This is a genomic window from Desulfurispirillum indicum S5, assembly GCF_000177635.2.
Taxonomy (GTDB): Bacteria; Chrysiogenota; Chrysiogenetes; order Chrysiogenales; family Chrysiogenaceae; genus Desulfurispirillum; species Desulfurispirillum indicum.
This window is the reverse complement of record NC_014836.1, coordinates 1,594,796-1,610,469: the sequence shown is the minus strand read 5'-3', so window position 1 is coordinate 1,610,469 and position 15,674 is coordinate 1,594,796. Positions and strand designations below refer to the sequence as shown.

Here is a 15,674-nt window from a genome sequence, read left to right as displayed (position 1 = left end):
GAACTCCTTAATAGCTGGCACAGCAGGATTGCCTGCTGAACAGTGGCCAGATGAAATTATCGGGTCCTCGTGAAGCACCCGGAATTCCTGGGTTTTTAAAGTGGCCCCAAATTAGTGTGCTTCGCCCTATAGGGATAGCCATGTTGCTTTTCTGTGGGCGGGAGATCGTCAGTCGGTAGTTGGACTTGATCCAGATGGGTGTGGGCATATCGGCGCATAGGTACACGTTGCCGTCATTAATCATGCCGTGGCGACTGAGATTGGCGATCAAGCGACCGGCGAGGGCAGCGTTCCCTGCGGTGCTGTCAGGATTGCTGATCACTGAGGTCATGGGATATGTTGCGCCCCAGCTGCCCATGCACCAGAACATAGGGTCAAGTGGGCGGCCAAGGTTGGCGGCAATGGAATCAGCCAGGCATGAAATCTGGGCCAGAGGATTGGCGAACAGGATAGTTTCGGGCCGCATAAGGACGCTCATTTTGTCCTCGTTCCAAAACGGGTCCACTTCAGTGAGGTATCCAATGTCCATGCCGGTGCCGACCGTTTTGCAGAGGATGTCGATAAACATATCCATCATCTCCCACACGGGAAAAATGAGGTAATGGGCCTGGGCAGAGGTCGCGCCATAGCCGATATCATCGGTTTCCTCTGTCTCGTGGGTGCCTGCCAGCTTTCCCCGGTAACTGGATATGGGTGCGCTGGTGCCAAGCGACGGAAAGCAGAAAGGGTCTTTAACTGTCTCAAGCAGATGGGACGGTTCGTAATAACCAATAGGTACACCAACTCTCATCATGAGAGGTGGTGGCGCTGGGCAGGTGCATACTGGCGCATAGCTTGTGTCAATGGCTATATCAGAGCTGTCCTCCGGACTGGCTATGATAGTGGCCGTAGCAATTTTCACAGGAAATACGTTCTGCCAGGCTATTTCTGAGATCGGGTTGAGGAATGAGCCAGTGCATTTCGCTGGGGATGAATGGGCCGTGGCAAGGCTGATGGTAATTGCAATAATGAGTCTGATCATTGGACAACCTCCTCAGTCACCTCGTCATTTTCATCGGGTGGCGGGAACTGGTGGACGCTCATGTGCAGATCTTCTTGAGTAATGACTGCAGGCACGGCAGTGACCTGGAACTTCTCAAGGAATTCATCATTGGCGTAGTACGGCGTGATACGAAGATCGCTGTACTCCTCATGGAATATCCAGTGGCTACCCTGAGTGAGGAGCAGGTAGTGGTAGGTGCCTGGGTATTCACTCTGGACATACCAGCGCACCTGGTCGTCATCGTCTGCATTGATGAGCACGATGGGTTCTAGCGGGCTGGTGAGGTACTCAAGTGGGTTGAACTGGTACCCGGCACCATAGAGAATCCCACCTCTACCATCGGGGATATCGAATGGCAGGGTGAATGTCATGTCCACTGCAAGCACGCTCTCGGTTGTTGCAGTGGGAATGGTCCGGGTCAGAGTGGGTGGACGGTAGTCGCGGATCATGCGCTTCATCTTTTCTTCATCGAAGTGACTGTCCCAGTCCACTTCGGAGGCACGTTGCATGATTGCATTGAGGGCGTTTTCCTCTGCGATCTCATAGACCTGGCCATGGCTGCCCAGGTCGTGCACGGGGCTGGCCAGGCAGATGGCAGTGAGCATGATAATACTCATGGGGAGGGCTATGGCTTTCATGATGCACTCCGGGAGATCGCATCAATAAACAGCACGATGTACCCGATGGGGTAGACGGACAGGGGAATCATGGCCCCGCCGAGCATGGCGAACCAGAAGTATTTGTCATGATGTAGTGGTGGCAGACCGGTTGCTGGGTTCATATATCTGCTCCCCGTGAAAACTCATCTTGAACGTGAACATGGATGTAGGTATTGAGGATGATCTGCTGCTCCAGCACGTGCTGCGCGAGCGCGTATCCGAGTGGATTCATGCCTTCGACCATGAATCCCTCGAATCTGTGCTGACTGATGAGGGCATTCAGGCTCAACACCAGTGCGTGGATGGCTCGGCTGGCGTAATACCGGATTTCGGAAAAATCCAACACCATGGAATCACGAGTGCGGCAGAACTCGGGATCAGCCAGCACCTGCTCAATTTGGCGGGTGATGCTTTCTGCGTGGTGGGACAGAAGAAAATTTGGGCAGGATATTATCTCCTTGATGTTGAGTGTAGTGGCCTGACGTTTTTTGAAGAGAGGGGCGGCTACAGGCATTACAGGACTCCTTTCAAAATCTCGTTGATGGCAGTGAGCGAGACAAAGCCGAAATACCGGCTATCCAGGGACTGCGGGTGGCTGCCAGTCACAAACACCTGGCCCGCCGGGACTGGACCATCCCAGGTGAACGAGGGGTAGCGCTCCAAGCTCTGGCGGCGCTTGAGTGCAGTGGCGATATATTGGCCATCACAGTAGAAGTGCTCGCCCTGGCGTACCAACTGTTGGCCGGGCATGCAGCTGGCTCGCTTAATGAACATGGGGTTTGGAACGGTTGGGAGGTGTTGCCAGCTGATGCTTGCTGGCGGCGCAAAATGGCAGTAGTCACCAAGCATCAGCTTGGTGACTGGTTTGTCGGTGCGCCAGAACACGGTATGGGGCAGTGAGGGAGTGGTGCTGACAACAAGCCGTGGTGCAAGGTACCCAATAAGCAGGATAAAGGCCGTCAGCAGCAGAGGCAGCACCAGTAGTCCTGCGTTAGTTGATTTGCCTGACATTGGGGCCACCTACTACCGCTGATTTTTCCAGCACAAGGGCTCCGTCGCTGACGTGGCCTTGTACTCGCTGGTTGAGTGAGCGCAGCTGCTCGCGCAGTTGCTCTTCTGAGATTGCACCATCCACATAGGATTGACGCAGATTCTTTGTGAAACTGGAGCTGTCGATAACCATTACGCTGGTAAATGGTGGCTCCGGGAAGCTGTAGCGTGTCATCGCGTAGCTGGTGATCATAGACACGGCTATGGCGACAAGAATGGGATAAGTGATAGACAGGTTCCCGGCAGGCTTATTTTCAGTCATGGATTACTCCTTTCCAGGTACTTGAAGGGTGGACATTGCAGATCGCAGAGCTGCAATGCCGTTTCTGGCTGCAGCAAGTTGGAAGTCTTCAGGGCAGTCTTCTTCTGGTTTTGGGTAGAGGAATTTGATGCTCTTGAACGTGAAAGACTCGGTGAGGGTGAAGCTCATTTGCTCATCGAGCTCAAGGGCGAGCCTTGTCACTCTGAACCCGGCATCAAGGTGGGCCTGAAAATCATCGTCGGTAAGATCATTGCCGCTCGATGTAAGTGTGCCGCCTTCAGTATGTTTCATGCTAGCACGGTCAAGGATCAGGATTTGGTAGTAGGGAGTTTCTTTATCCTTAGCCCACTGGGTGAGAGTTGCTGAGAAGTGGGTGCTGAAACTAAATGGTTGCGGATATAGATCCTCCTGCTCGAAGCTCATTGTTATGAGGTTTACAATACTGTCTGCTTGCTTCTCATTAGCAGTTTCGACCAAGAGGGTATGAGTGGTTGGGTCAATTACAACAAAGAAGTCTTTTTGCACTGGAAGTGCTTTCGCTAACAGCGCACGGAAGACGAGCTCTTTTATTGAACGCCTCTCCTTTGCCTTTGGCACGTAAGGCAGTTCAGTTATTTTTTTGGTGACTTCTCGCTTGACTGTGCTCGCTGGGACCTTGCGAGTCTCCTGCCGCACACGCATGAAATAACACCCGTCAATACACTTAAGTTTGGGTGCTGTAGGAAGGGGTAAAGCGGCCCAGCCGATAGTCTGCTCCTGGGTTGGGCTTGTTTCGTGAAATGGCATGCGCTCCAGAGCGCTATAAATTTGCTGCTCGGTGAGCGCACCAAGTTGATCACTGTGGTAGATGGCGACATGTTTCAGATGCATAAGTTCCTCCTTGCCAGTCTCCCTGGGTAATCCAGGGAGACTGGGCTGTGCTACTCAGCTGGTTTCTTGTCGAGAAACTGGACGGTTTCAGCGGTTACGGTGATCTTGCTGCGTTTCTGGCCGGTTTCCTTGTCTTCCCAGTTATTAGGTTTGAGCCGACCTTCGATGAAGACACTGGAACCTTTTTTGGTGAACTTGGCAGTGTTCTCCGCGGCCTTGCCCCATGCTGTGATGTCGAGGAAAAGGACTTCCTCTTCGTTGAATGGGTTGTTGATAGCCAGGCCAAATTCCACAACAGGTTTATTCTCTGTTGTGTGGCGCAGCTCCGGGTCTCTGGTCAGGTTTCCTCCAAGCATTACTTTGTTGAACTTCATAAAATCCTCCCGTGGGTTTATGCAGGGGGAAACATTCCCCTCTAAGGGGTATGTGGGATAGGGCGGAAGTTTTTGGGGAAATCGAGTGGAAGGAAATCTACTGAATAAAAAAAACCGGCCAGATGAATTCTGGCCGGAACAGGGGAGTGGAAATTATTGCGTCGTGGTCACCGGACGAACTTCTCGGTGATGCGGATGTGCGTGTAAGTTTTCCCTTGGTACTCAATGTGCTCATCAATATTCCTGTTTTGGTTACTGGGCATTGCTTCGCCGTCATCAATCCATTTTTGGAGATGAGGTTGGAGCGCCATGGCAGTGAAGCCTGTCTCAGCAGTAATCTCAGAAACCGGCACGTCAGGGTGCCCTGTCATTTCACGGTACTTGTCAATCGAATCACAAATATGGATTTCGATCATGAGCCTGTTGTGAATAGGGTGCACGGTGAGATTTGAATGATTATTTTGAGTCACAATTTCCTCCAATAAGGTGCAGCATCGGATTAATGCCCCATTTCTCAGGATTCTCATACCCGAGAATCTGTTGTGGGTGTTTTTCCAGGTCGAGCACGTAGGGTGAATTGACGGCAGTGCTCTTCCGAGCGTTGAACACTATGCGCAGCACTGGCAGTAGCAGTGAGCGTGGATTCTGCTCGATCACAACTCCCAGGAGGCCACTTTCAAGCCGCAGTAGTGTGCCAATAGGGTAGAGGCCGATAGCCCGGATGAACTGGTGGGCGGTATAGGTGCAGAAGTGGTGCTCGGACCAGGAGAGTATGCGCTTGAGCCCGGAGATGGGATTAAGAGGCTGGTGGTATGGCCGCTTTGAGATGATAGCGTCAAACACATCGGCAATAGCTGTCAGTCTGCCGTGCTCGCTGATCTCGGCACCTTTAAGTCGCAGTGGGTAGCCACTACCGTCAAATCGCTCGTGATGCTGGGTAATCGCATCGCGGGTGATTTTACTGAGGGTGTGATGGTGGGCGATCAAGTGGGTGCCCGCTTGGACGTGGCTTTTGATGATTGCATACTCGGAATTGGTGAGGCGGCCAGGCTTATTGAGGATATTGATCGGGACCTTACTCTTGCCTGTATCGTGCAGCAGGCCGCCCAGGGCCAGGGCTTCAAGTTGCTTTGTCTCATAGCCCATTCGCCGCCCGGCCAGGGCCAGGAGAACGGCCACATTGATGCTGTGCTGGTATGTGGTGTTATCCACTTGCTTGATCAGGCACACGCTCAGGAGCGCATCATGATTAGCGTAGATGCTGCGGGTAATCTGATCGGAGATTTCGGTCAGGGTCCGCATTTGGCTATGATCAAGGGTACCGCCCTTGGAGATGTGTGTGAGGATATACTGCATCTGCTCATTTGCGATCTTGATAATATCCGCTGCCCGGAACAGCTCTTTTTGCACGTCCTCCTTTGGCTCAATATCGTGGCCAGGCTGCAGATTATCGAGATAATCCAGCAGCTGGTCAGTGTTCATAGCGGTGCTGTTTGCCGGAGCCTGGGTAGGTGGTGGGGTTGTTTTTTCGGGCATCGAAGCACTCGGGCTGTGCTTTCGAATACGCAGCAGCCCACGGTTCTTGTGTATCCATACCCAGTCTCGCCCTTCCTCTTTGATTCGCCTGATATGCTGCTCTGTGAGTAAAAAACCAGTCGGGCCCACTGGAGCACACTCGAGGCCTTTGGGTATGTAGTTTTCAATCCACATACCTACCTCCAGTTGCTCAGGCGTATATCGCGCCAGTTGCATCTCAGCACCTCACCACTTGGTTGCGGCCACCGGTTTTGCCTGAGTACATGCCATGATCTACCCGTCCCATCAGGTCCTCGATGGATTCGCCGGAGATATACCCGGTGACGCCAATGCTGGCGGTCACCGGGTGGGTAATATCTGCAAATGGAAACTCTGCAATAGCAGTGCGGATACGCTCGGCTATTTCCGTTGCCGTACCTATAGGGCAGCCGGGTAAGATGATGATGAATTCCTCGCCGCCCCAGCGGCCCACCACATCGTTGTCACGGGTGTTGTGGCGCAGGAGTCCGGCCAGGGCAATCAAGACCTTATCTCCCACGCCATGGCCGTAGGTGTCGTTGACGTGCTTGAAGTGGTCGATATCGAGCAGGATCAGGGAAAGGGGAGTGTGGCCGATATTGCTGTAGATGGTTTCGCGCTCCAGCACTTCGTTGATTTTTCGGCGGTTGGCCAGCCTGGTCAGCGCGTCCATAGTGGCTTCACGGCGGGTCGTGTGATAGGCCTGCCTCAAGCGCAGAAGCTCCCGGCAGTTGCCCTGGCACTTGGAGAGGTCCTGGAACCAGGCATAGAAGAGATTATCGTGTGAGAAGACGTTGACCGACACGTTTACCGGGGTGCCAGCTGGCGTGTAGATGCGCAGTGGTCCATTCCATTGCTGGGGTAAGTTTGGCCAGAGTCGGTGGTGGACATGCTTTGATATGCGACGAAGAATACCAGCATGCTTACCAAGAAGGGTGGCCTCATCGTATCTGGATAACTCACAGAATGCGTTAGTTGCCCGCAAAATAATGCCATCACTGGAAAGCTCTATGGCGGGAAGGTGCTTTTGCAGGCGGTAGTACAGGTTACTCATAATCGTACTCCTGGGCACGGGCGATGAACCATGAGAGTGGAGGGTCACCATGGAGCACTGCGTGGGGCAGTTCAGACAATAGCCCTTGGTGAGTACCCACGTGGGGCAAGTAGACCATGGCTGGCACCTGGGTGATATCGAATTGACTGAAGAGCTCAGGATCTACGCTGACATCATTGGTGTGCATCGCGCACTCTTCTTTGAATGGCTCGCAGTTTTGGTCCTTCAGTTGCAGCCTGGCAATGAACTCCACCGTGGGCATGATCTTGGTGATACCGTCGATGAATCCACGCATGACAAACTGTATCTGCGGCTGGCCGTCGGCTTGTTCCAGGTATGTGCGCAGCAGGTGATCGGGCATGGAGCTTGAGATAAACACCAGCACTCGGGCCCCATCGGGAAGGACGGTTTCCCCGGGTGCTGGAGAGAAGGGTTCGTCATCCCCGGCGGACAGTGGAGTATCTGGCCGGCTGCCCGGGAATTCCTGGGGAATATAATCCTCGATGATTTCACCGAAAACTTCGATTTTAAGCCGATCTTGTTCGTTTTGCAGATAACTTTGCCACTCGTCTGAGAAATAGAGGTTGTTGATTCGCTCGGCCACAGCTTCAATGTTTTCGGCCTGGCTCTCCCCGGCGCTGACCGGGGAAATGCTCAGGAGTACGGCAGTCAATACAAGGATAAGAATATTCTTCATTGTTCTACTCCCAGACTCTCAAATCCACGCTCAAGGACATCTGACGCTTCTGGAGCATGAAAGGTTGGTGGTGGGGTTTCAGGAATAAGGATATTGCCGATATCATCCACTTCAGCGGGTACAGTACTCAGTAGCCAGTCATAAAACTCGCTGAGGTCGATATTGGAGATATCAATCATGGTGAACTCTTCAGGGGTGAAACCTCGGCAGTTGGGTGCGCGGGTAGTCCCAAATGGCCGATCAGGGTCAAACCTGGCAGGCAGTTGTAAACGGCCCTGTTCATGGATCAGTCTGGCCAGCAGCGAGCTAAATACGCAGTAGACTTCCTGTGACTGAACGCAGCCAATTCCGCTCCAGCGCACGGCGCAGCGCTTGCCAAGGTAGACTGCACCTGGCTTGCGCTGTGACGGGTAAACAGTGCGGCCTATCATAGTGACAGGTTCTTGATTGGTGGGGCGGTGGAAGGCTCTGTATTCTCTGTCATTACAACCTGAAATTGCGTGGGTCATCCCGTCGGGATTACGTGTGGTGCAGCAGCTCGTGAGGAGTCGCCGGATACCGCGGCGATAACAACGCACGTTCTCACCGGAGAAGAAAAACATCTGGTCAAGGCATTGGCCATACTCATCAGTTTGCCCGTCATCAATGTATTCATCGTCCTCGTACTCTTCCTCCGTTTCAGAGACAATAAGGCAATCATGCTCTGAGCATACCGGGTTGCCCTGGTTCCAAATATCTCTGCACGGCTTACTGGGGTTACCTGGATCAAATGGGCATTTCCAGCGTGAGTAACATTTATCGTCTATTCGGTAGGGGTGATCGGGTGGGCAGGTGGGCTCCTGCTCTATACGCAGCACGCAGCGCTCGGAAGGGTTTTGGCCAGGGCTTGTGTATGGCGTGTGGGTCAAGGTGCGTTCGCACATCAGTGATGAGCTATTCCAGCTGTAGCCTGCACTGCAAGTTGGAGGTTGGGTCTGCACCACACGCTCGCACTGCAGGGTGACTTGGTTAAACGCCGGGTGAGAGGATGGGCAGGGTTGCTCTTCAAACTCGGCACACCAGAAGTGGTTCGGGCAAGTGGTGGGAAGATAGTTGTCTGTCTCGTCACATTCACCAGGAGTAGCACAGGCCGGAGTAGTGGTGGTGATGGTTTCGCAGAGCCTCGTAGTAAGGTTGCGCCGGGTACCTTCCGGGCAAATACCTTCCATCTGCAGGATGCGACGGCAGGTATTGCCATGTAGCTCATACTGATCCTGGCAAAGATGATCTGAGGCAATATGGGTGTATCCAGATGCGCACTGATTCTGGGTAATAACGCGCTGACACTGACCGGCAGCAGGGATGCTGTGGTACATGGCGAGGGCCATGGCATTAGTTTGTTGGGCACTCCATGTGGTGTATGTGGGGTGATTGGCTGCTTTCTCATGGAAGCGATTGCGGTCCTGGGTGGATGCTGATGCCAGCATGGCGCTTACCAATTCAGCGTCACTGGGTGTGTTACGAGAGACTTCGAACCAGTAATTCAGCCCTGATGCTTCCGGGTCACGACTGAATAGCGCTCGATAGACTCGCATTACCCTGGCTTTATGGGGCGCGTTGAAGTAACCACTTCCGCAGGGCTCTGCCTGCCGGAATCGCTCACAGCGATGGTTTGCATGTACAAAGTTGTACGTTGACGGGCAGGTGGGTGCCGGGTTATCAAAGCGCTCACATCGGTTATTTGCTCCTACGAACGAATAACCAGATGGGCAGGATGGGGCTGAGCTGGTTGTTCGCACACAGCTTGTACCGGAGAGGGTGTAGCCAGAAGGGCACGTGCGCGGCGTGGGAGGACAGGTGCTTCCGGCAGGGCAGGTAGAGGCAACCGTGTTGGTGGATTCGCACCTTTTTGTGCTGGAATTATACGTGCTTCCAGGGCTGCAGGTATAAGCAGCGGTGAGAAGTCTTTCGCAGCGTCCCGTGGTGGAATTATAGCTACCAACAGAGCATGTGTAGGGTGCGGTTAAGAACTCTTCACACAGCTCTGTTTCAGGATTAACGGTGTATTGCCCCTGTGGGCAGGACCTGTTTTGAGTCAGGTATTGCTCGCACTGCCTCGTGGAGTGATTAAAAGTAAATCCATTAGTGCACTCCTGGATATTACGGGTCCAGTCGCACACATGGTCGGTTTCCATATACTGGAATTGACCGGAATACCCGGTGCAATGATGGGGAAACTGGGTGGTCCGAAAGCACTGGTCAATGTCCTCTGGACAGACATTGTCTCGGCAGTGGCGCATATTGTCTGTTGGTGCCCAGATGTCATCTTCATCATCCTGCAGAAACTGGCCCCACGGCATGCAGATGTTATCACCGAGATTGACCACCCCGTCAAACACGTCGCCGGGCTCAAAGTTGCTTAGTGGTGCTGTAGTGCGCTGCGCGCACTGATTGTGACCAGTATGCCACTGATGCCCTGGGCATGGCTCGCAAGCCTGCTGTGGGGAACAGTTTTCATCTTCAGATACGGAGCATGCAGGCGCACATGTGCTGATAATCTGCTCGCACGTACCGTCAAAAGGGTTATACGTGTATTCATCAGGACATACAGGACTCATGTCAGCTATAGCTACAAGCGGGATAAGTACCAGAAGAAGGGTTATTAATTTTTTCATTGTCGTACTCCTGAGCTGCACATAATGTCCTTACGCAAGGAGTCAAGGGTCTCCATGGCCATAGCAGCTTCTGCAAAGTCATCTGCCTCGATGCACTCCTGTACGATTTCTTCACCCTCACCGGCAGGGCATAACCCATCAATGCAGACGTAGTAGTTGAATTTCCAAACGCCAATATCACCGCGCACCTCGGTTTCATTGACCTGGGCCGTAGCCTTGGGATCTTCAACCCATTTGCGCGTTTTACAGACCAGCTCCGGGTCTAATGGACCAAAATCATGCATGCGAATCGAATAATTATCCGTCACAAATCCGCTGGTAGTGCTGCGACGATCTGTAAATGTTGCCCTGCCGCCCTGCAGGTCAACCGAATCACTGACGATTGCGTAGCGCTCCAGGGAGTCATTAAAGTCAAACCCTTCTGCGTCAGTTTCACAGGCGTATTCTTGGGTTATTTCCCAGAATGGCCGTGTATAGGCGTAGGTACCAAACACACCGTTGAAGGTAACTGTGGAGGGGATTGGTGAAAGACCAGTATGGTGCGAGTTGTTGATGGTGCGCACTCCATCAACTGTTTCACCCACCTGTACACAGGACGGGTTATCACGGAAAGGCTCACACCCATCAGAGATGGACTCGGAAAACACATCCTTTTGACACTCTACACTGCAGCCTGCAGTGATATCGAGCCATGGGGAAGTCTGAAGGCCGTCTCCGCCAATGCGGATACGGGAGAGGTCATCGGAGACCTCAATATAATATTCTACTGTGCGTTCCATATAACAGCCGTCATACCAGCCTTCGGAACAGTTGTCATATACTTGCGAGAGGTATATTACTGACTTCCCTCCACTGCCCTCAACAAAGCTGACCCAGTTACCAGTCCGTTCGTTTCCACCGGGTGAATAGACGGCCCCAGCGTGAAGGTGGGTAGAGTCGCGTAGCCAGTGGGTGGTTGAGCGGGTACGAACACGAATCTTCCCTTCCTCAACATCAAAGCCAAGGCGTAGACGATGGGTACTACCGGTGCTGCTGCCACTGTGGCCAGTGTCCAGGCGACATTGCTGGTAAGGAGCGGATGGAGCCAGGTTGCACCAGGGACTTGAGCCATGTTCAGAGGTGCCTGATGAATTAAGGTGCTGCCAACGCATCTCCAGGTCCTCTGTATCTGGATTGACCCGCACCTGAAAACCTGCCATCACGTCATGCCTGCTACTGTAGAATAGTGTTCTGGTGTGGTCGATATCGGCATTTCGTGATCGCTGGACATTGCATTCATAGGCCAGGGCATCGGCAGCCCAGCTCTCAATGTCGGCTTCGGGGCAGTGGCGGTTGTTGTGCCAGGTGTTTTGCTGTGCTTGAACAGTAAGGTTGCGGCGAATAGGACAGATGGCATATTCAAGGTTCTCGCGAGACTCACTCACAATCTTTCCCACAATAGTATCGCTTTCCGGGTTGATATATGCCTCTGAACTCGCTGCTACCAGGGCACTATCATCACGCTTATCAAAATACTGCACGCCAGAGCCACCCTGCACATCAGAACAGTTGGCACTGTCCTGCGCCTGGTAGACAATTTCGTTCGAGTTTTGGAAATGAGCGCCGGTAATAACCAGGTGAGCGTTATACTCCTGCAGGGCACTGCTGATACCAGTGCCAAGAGTTGTCAGGATATTGTTGAGGTTTATCCACGCCAGGTTCACGCCACAGCTGTTGTTGACACAGAAGCAGCCAAACATGTCGTCTGATGGGGCCTCAGTACTTGATACCCGGTTATCATTGGTGATGAGCCATTGATAGGGTGTGCAGTTTTGCCATGTACCGGGATTACAGCTGATATAACCATTGGCACATACACCGCTGATAGGGTGGGGTGCTTGCCAGAAGTAGTTCTGGATGCCGTCAAAGTTAGTGTCCTGCCGGATCATCAACTGAGCAATGTCACCGCTGGTTTGCGAGGGCACCACGGTGACTTGCAGATAGTCATTGGCACCGGGGCAAGCAACACCACTGACATCGAATGCGGTCTGGCCATCAAGGGTCCACATTTCACCACCACCGGTGAGAGGCCGGAAGAAGTTTCGGTCCATCCGCGACTTGTTGAACCGGGTGTTCTCCTGGCTGCGGCCAATCGCTATAGCTTCTTCAGGGCTCATGTCATCAGTATAGATCGCCCGAAGCTGCTCGCTGAGTGCGCCATCAGATTGAGGGCTATTACTGAACATTTCCCGGAGTTGTTCCTTGGGGCTGGCCAGGGCCACAGCACTAAAACTCAAAATTATCAACCATCCAGCTAATAGCCTGGTCATAGGATAGTCCCTCCTTTCTGAGTTTTTCGATCTGGGAGACCACCGGGCCATCGGTGGAGACTGCGTAGAAAACCCACCGTGGCAGGCTCAGGCGCATGTGGCCCATGCCGATAGGGGTCATGGCGAAGATCTCGCTATAGTCAGGCTTTCTTGATTTGGTGGACTTCATGAGCTCCAGCACGAAGTCGCTGACATCGAGGAGTTTTTCGTCCTTGGCTTTGGGGAAGGAGTCTGACTCAAGCAGGAACTTCCAGCGGGCGTTGTCCATAATGGTTCGCCCGGTGTCGCCCCAGCTGAGGGTGTCAAGCAGCGATTGGGTTACCACGAATGACCCGCCGCCATACTTGCGTATGCGCCGGTACATTTCGTTGACGACCTGCAGCAGGAGCGGGGATTCCCGCAGGAATTGACCTGCTTCTTCGAGCAGGACAATTTTCTTGCGGGAACGGTCGGAGAGGTAAAGATCCATCGTGATGGCGTTAATGAGAATCAGGCTCATGACGCTGAAAAGATCAGGAATACCCTTGATTCGCTGAAGCTCGAAGATGGTGAAATTGTTGTTTTTGATGTTGAGCTCGCTGCGCCCATTGACCCAGCCGCCGTAGACACCATTTTTTGTCGTGGTCCATTTTTCCAGGAAGATACTCAGTAGCTCCGCTTTCTCGGCCATGATCTTGTCCGCGTGCTGCAGTTCGCCACTGTATCGTTGTTTGAACTCTTTGCAGTATTGCCAGACACTGTTCACATCAGCGTCAGGGCCATAAGTTTCCCATGACCACTTCACAGCCATGTCAAGGAGGCTCCAGTATTCATTATCGATCACGCTGTCGTGGGCGAATGCCATCTGTGCGATTAGTGGCACCACAACCTGCAGGTTCTCGTTCTGGTCCTCGGCATCGCCGCCAACGCTGACGAAACCAAAGGGGTTCATGGAGATCTGCTTTTCAAAATCGATGTATTGGCCGCCAACCATATTGCAGGTGTTGCGGTAGCTATCCCCGATATCAATTCCAGTTACCTTGGCCCCGGTGCGCAGGTAGTTCATGATGATGTAGTTCATGAGTACCGATTTACCGGTGCCGGTGTCGGCGGCCACCAGACCGTTGTAGGATTTTGCCCGTGGATCGAAGATATCAATTCCCTGCAGCTGTCCTTTGCGGCCAATAAAGGGAATGACCGGATTCTTGGAGAACGCCGCAAAGTCCGCCTGCACCGGGAGCAGGGGCAGCGCTTGCTGCGTGTTGCACTGGAAGTCGCGCACCATATTTTTGATGATGGACTCATCGGGAATCAGGCCAAAGGGCAGGGTGGCCAGGAAGGTGGGAGTCTGGATATGCGACTCTTCCTGCATTAAGAAGCCGCTGGCCTCCCACAGGTTTTTGGCGGTGGATACGGCATTATCCACCTTTTCCAGGTCCCGGTCATATATCCACATAGTGGGCATAATGCGCACGTAAGTTCGGTTGTGGGCCAGGTCGTCCTTGATAGTGGTGAACTCGTTCTGGCGCTTGCTGAGGGTTTTTGCGTCCTGCTCTGTGGCCTGCTGGCGCACGGTCATAGTGGCCTTGCGGCCAAGGGCAGCATTGATGTTTTTGTGGAAGAAAATATTGACGCTGAGGATAAAGTTACAGGGGATCTGCTGGGTGTCGGCAAAGTAGCCGCCGCCCGTGATTGCCCCCACAACCCCATGCATTTCCAGTGAGTCAATGCTTGGGGCAGGGCTTTTAATCGAGATTCCCCGGAAGTAGCTGCCCTCAAATTGCCCGTCGTGATTCTTGCTTCCAATCTTGATGTACCGGCCTTCAACGTCGATTTCACTCTCAGCAAGCACGATTTGCTTGTTCATAGGAATGGCGTCGTTGTAGCTGCCAAGGGCGGGGCTATGGATATCCTTGTTGGAGTTAAATACCCGGCGAAGCCAGTGCAGGAGTTTCTGAGGCCCCATGGGCTGAGGGTTCATGCCAGCGCCAGCAAGAATCTCCCTGGTCTCTTTGTAGAGCTGGCGAAGCTTGAGGGCAGAGACTTTTTTCTCTGGGAACTTAATGCTCACCGGGCTTCTGAAGTGGCGCACTGGCAGGGAGCTGACACTTGGCAGGCCACGCTTTGACTGACGCAGATAATCGGCCTGCATCTTGGCAATGTTCTGCAGAACCGGATTCTCTACGCTGGTGGTGGCCAGGTAGCGATCAAGCATGGGATCGATATAGTCATCAGCTGCCAAAATAAACTGTATGACGGTGTTGTTTGGCAGCTCTTTTTTGAAAAGAGCCTCCATCTGGGTATAGCTATCATCACCAGCAAAATAGAGTGGGCTGCACTCAAAGAGGAAGCCCACGCTGTCGTCGCTGTTGTACCAGGTATGGGTAGCGCTGTCGTGGGAGATGTAGGGCAGGAATGGGCCAAACGGGTGGCGTGAGACCATGTCCTGGATATCTCCGTAGGTGACACCACCACCATAGGTAGTGCCGAGCAACTTATCAAAGCGGTCAAGGAGTTTGCGGGCTACCATGGCTTACTCCCTGCCCCTGCGCTGCAGGCCCTCAAGTATCCACTGAGCCTGGCCGGTCTGCCAGTAGCGGTAGTGCTCATCAATAAGCGTCGAGCTGCCATTGCGGGCTATGCGCTCATGAGGCACCACATACCCTCGCATGGTGCGGGGTGGCACCACCATCGGGGTGCTCGGCTCAGCAAGCAGGCTACGGTAGGTTGTAAACAGCTCCTCCTTGTAGAGGTCTTCACTCGTTTGAGTTGCCGCTGGTGCAGTTTCTTCTATAACAATGGGCTCTGGCGCTTTCTTGCCACAGGCGCTGATTATCGTCAGTGTGGACAGCAGGATGGCGATCAGTGTGTATCTCATGCTCATACTCCTTTATTGGCCCTGTTCTGCAGCCACTGCAGACGGGCTTTGGTTTCAGCGATGGTGAAGCGCCGCAGATACCGCGTAGCTGTTTCCGGCGCAGTCTTTTTGTTGGGGTGAAACCGCAGCAGGCGGATGAATTTTTGAATCATGGTTCACCGCGTCCGTGAACGTTCGCGGGAAACTTCCCAGGCGTTGTGGGCATCGAGGCAGTTGCCTTCAACATCGGCTCGGCAGCGTGGTTCAGTGGGGTATGGACTCACCATCTTGGCGCAGCCGCTAAGGGCCATAG

At 53.3% G+C, this 15,674-nt stretch carries 17 protein-coding genes; all 17 read right to left on the bottom strand.

All coding sequences use genetic code 11. From position 1 onward, the window contains the following. Nucleotides 1-7: 7 nt before the first annotated feature. The gene (locus tag SELIN_RS07635) at nt 8-1,021 is read right to left on the bottom strand and encodes a TraU family protein (RefSeq protein ID WP_013506092.1); all 1,014 of its coding nucleotides are present in this window, start codon (nt 1,019-1,021) and stop codon (nt 8-10) included. Further along, the gene (locus SELIN_RS07630; protein ID WP_013506091.1) at nt 1,018-1,680 is read right to left on the bottom strand and encodes a hypothetical protein; all 663 of its coding nucleotides are present in this window, start codon (nt 1,678-1,680) and stop codon (nt 1,018-1,020) included. The genes SELIN_RS07635 and SELIN_RS07630 overlap by 4 nt, the downstream gene beginning before the upstream one ends. Beyond that, on the bottom strand, nt 1,677-1,823 hold the full coding sequence (locus SELIN_RS15115) for a hypothetical protein (protein ID WP_013506090.1): 147 nt from the start codon (nt 1,821-1,823) through the stop codon (nt 1,677-1,679). The genes SELIN_RS07630 and SELIN_RS15115 overlap by 4 nt, the downstream gene beginning before the upstream one ends. Next, entirely contained in the window at nt 1,820-2,215 is a 396-nt protein-coding gene (locus SELIN_RS07625) for a hypothetical protein (RefSeq protein WP_013506089.1), read from the bottom strand. The genes SELIN_RS15115 and SELIN_RS07625 overlap by 4 nt, the downstream gene beginning before the upstream one ends. Next, nucleotides 2,215-2,712, bottom strand: coding sequence for a S26 family signal peptidase (locus SELIN_RS13950; RefSeq protein WP_083805965.1), 498 nt, complete (start codon nt 2,710-2,712; stop codon nt 2,215-2,217). Before SELIN_RS13950 ends, SELIN_RS07625 begins: the two co-directional genes overlap by 1 nt. Next, nucleotides 2,693-3,013: a hypothetical protein gene (locus SELIN_RS07615; protein WP_013506087.1), complete on the bottom strand. Its 321-nt coding sequence runs from the start codon at nt 3,011-3,013 to the stop codon at nt 2,693-2,695. The genes SELIN_RS13950 and SELIN_RS07615 overlap by 20 nt, the downstream gene beginning before the upstream one ends. Nucleotides 3,014-3,016: 3 nt before the next feature. Further along, nucleotides 3,017-3,883: a recombination-associated protein RdgC gene (locus SELIN_RS07610; RefSeq protein ID WP_013506086.1), complete on the bottom strand. Its 867-nt coding sequence runs from the start codon at nt 3,881-3,883 to the stop codon at nt 3,017-3,019. Between the two features lie 50 nt (nt 3,884-3,933). After that, on the bottom strand, nt 3,934-4,257 hold the full coding sequence (locus tag SELIN_RS07605; protein ID WP_013506085.1) for a single-stranded DNA-binding protein: 324 nt from the start codon (nt 4,255-4,257) through the stop codon (nt 3,934-3,936). 167 nt (nt 4,258-4,424) lie between these two features. Further along, nucleotides 4,425-4,727 carry a hypothetical protein gene (locus SELIN_RS07600; RefSeq protein ID WP_013506084.1) on the bottom strand — a complete coding sequence of 101 codons (303 nt, stop codon included), beginning with the start codon at nt 4,725-4,727 and terminating at the stop codon, nt 4,425-4,427. Continuing rightward, nucleotides 4,714-6,009 (bottom strand): cyclic di-GMP phosphodiesterase, encoded by a 1,296-nt coding sequence (locus SELIN_RS07595; protein WP_083805964.1) that lies wholly within the window; start codon nt 6,007-6,009, stop codon nt 4,714-4,716. Before SELIN_RS07595 ends, SELIN_RS07600 begins: the two co-directional genes overlap by 14 nt. A gap of 1 nt (nt 6,010) precedes the next feature. Next, on the bottom strand, nt 6,011-6,865 hold the full coding sequence (locus SELIN_RS13945; RefSeq protein ID WP_013506082.1) for a sensor domain-containing diguanylate cyclase: 855 nt from the start codon (nt 6,863-6,865) through the stop codon (nt 6,011-6,013). Further along, on the bottom strand, nt 6,858-7,562 hold the full coding sequence (locus SELIN_RS07585) for a TrbC family F-type conjugative pilus assembly protein (RefSeq protein ID WP_013506081.1): 705 nt from the start codon (nt 7,560-7,562) through the stop codon (nt 6,858-6,860). The genes SELIN_RS13945 and SELIN_RS07585 overlap by 8 nt, the downstream gene beginning before the upstream one ends. Beyond that, nucleotides 7,559-10,216, bottom strand: a complete 2,658-nt coding sequence (gene traN, locus SELIN_RS14665) for a conjugal transfer protein TraN (RefSeq protein ID WP_013506080.1) — start codon at nt 10,214-10,216, stop codon at nt 7,559-7,561. The genes SELIN_RS07585 and traN overlap by 4 nt, the downstream gene beginning before the upstream one ends. After that, nucleotides 10,213-12,525 (bottom strand): hypothetical protein, encoded by a 2,313-nt coding sequence (locus tag SELIN_RS07570; protein WP_013506079.1) that lies wholly within the window; start codon nt 12,523-12,525, stop codon nt 10,213-10,215. Before SELIN_RS07570 ends, traN begins: the two co-directional genes overlap by 4 nt. After that, complete coding sequence (locus SELIN_RS07565) at nt 12,482-15,034, bottom strand: TraC family protein (RefSeq protein WP_013506078.1); 2,553 nt, start codon at nt 15,032-15,034, stop codon at nt 12,482-12,484. The genes SELIN_RS07570 and SELIN_RS07565 overlap by 44 nt, the downstream gene beginning before the upstream one ends. A gap of 3 nt (nt 15,035-15,037) precedes the next feature. Further along, a complete protein-coding gene (locus SELIN_RS07560) occupies nt 15,038-15,382 on the bottom strand; it encodes a TraV family lipoprotein (RefSeq protein ID WP_013506077.1) in 345 nt (114 codons plus the stop codon). A 2-nt stretch (nt 15,383-15,384) separates the two neighbouring features. Continuing rightward, on the bottom strand, nt 15,385-15,534 hold the full coding sequence (locus SELIN_RS15110) for a hypothetical protein (RefSeq protein ID WP_013506076.1): 150 nt from the start codon (nt 15,532-15,534) through the stop codon (nt 15,385-15,387). Between the last annotated feature and the right edge of the window lie 140 nt (nt 15,535-15,674).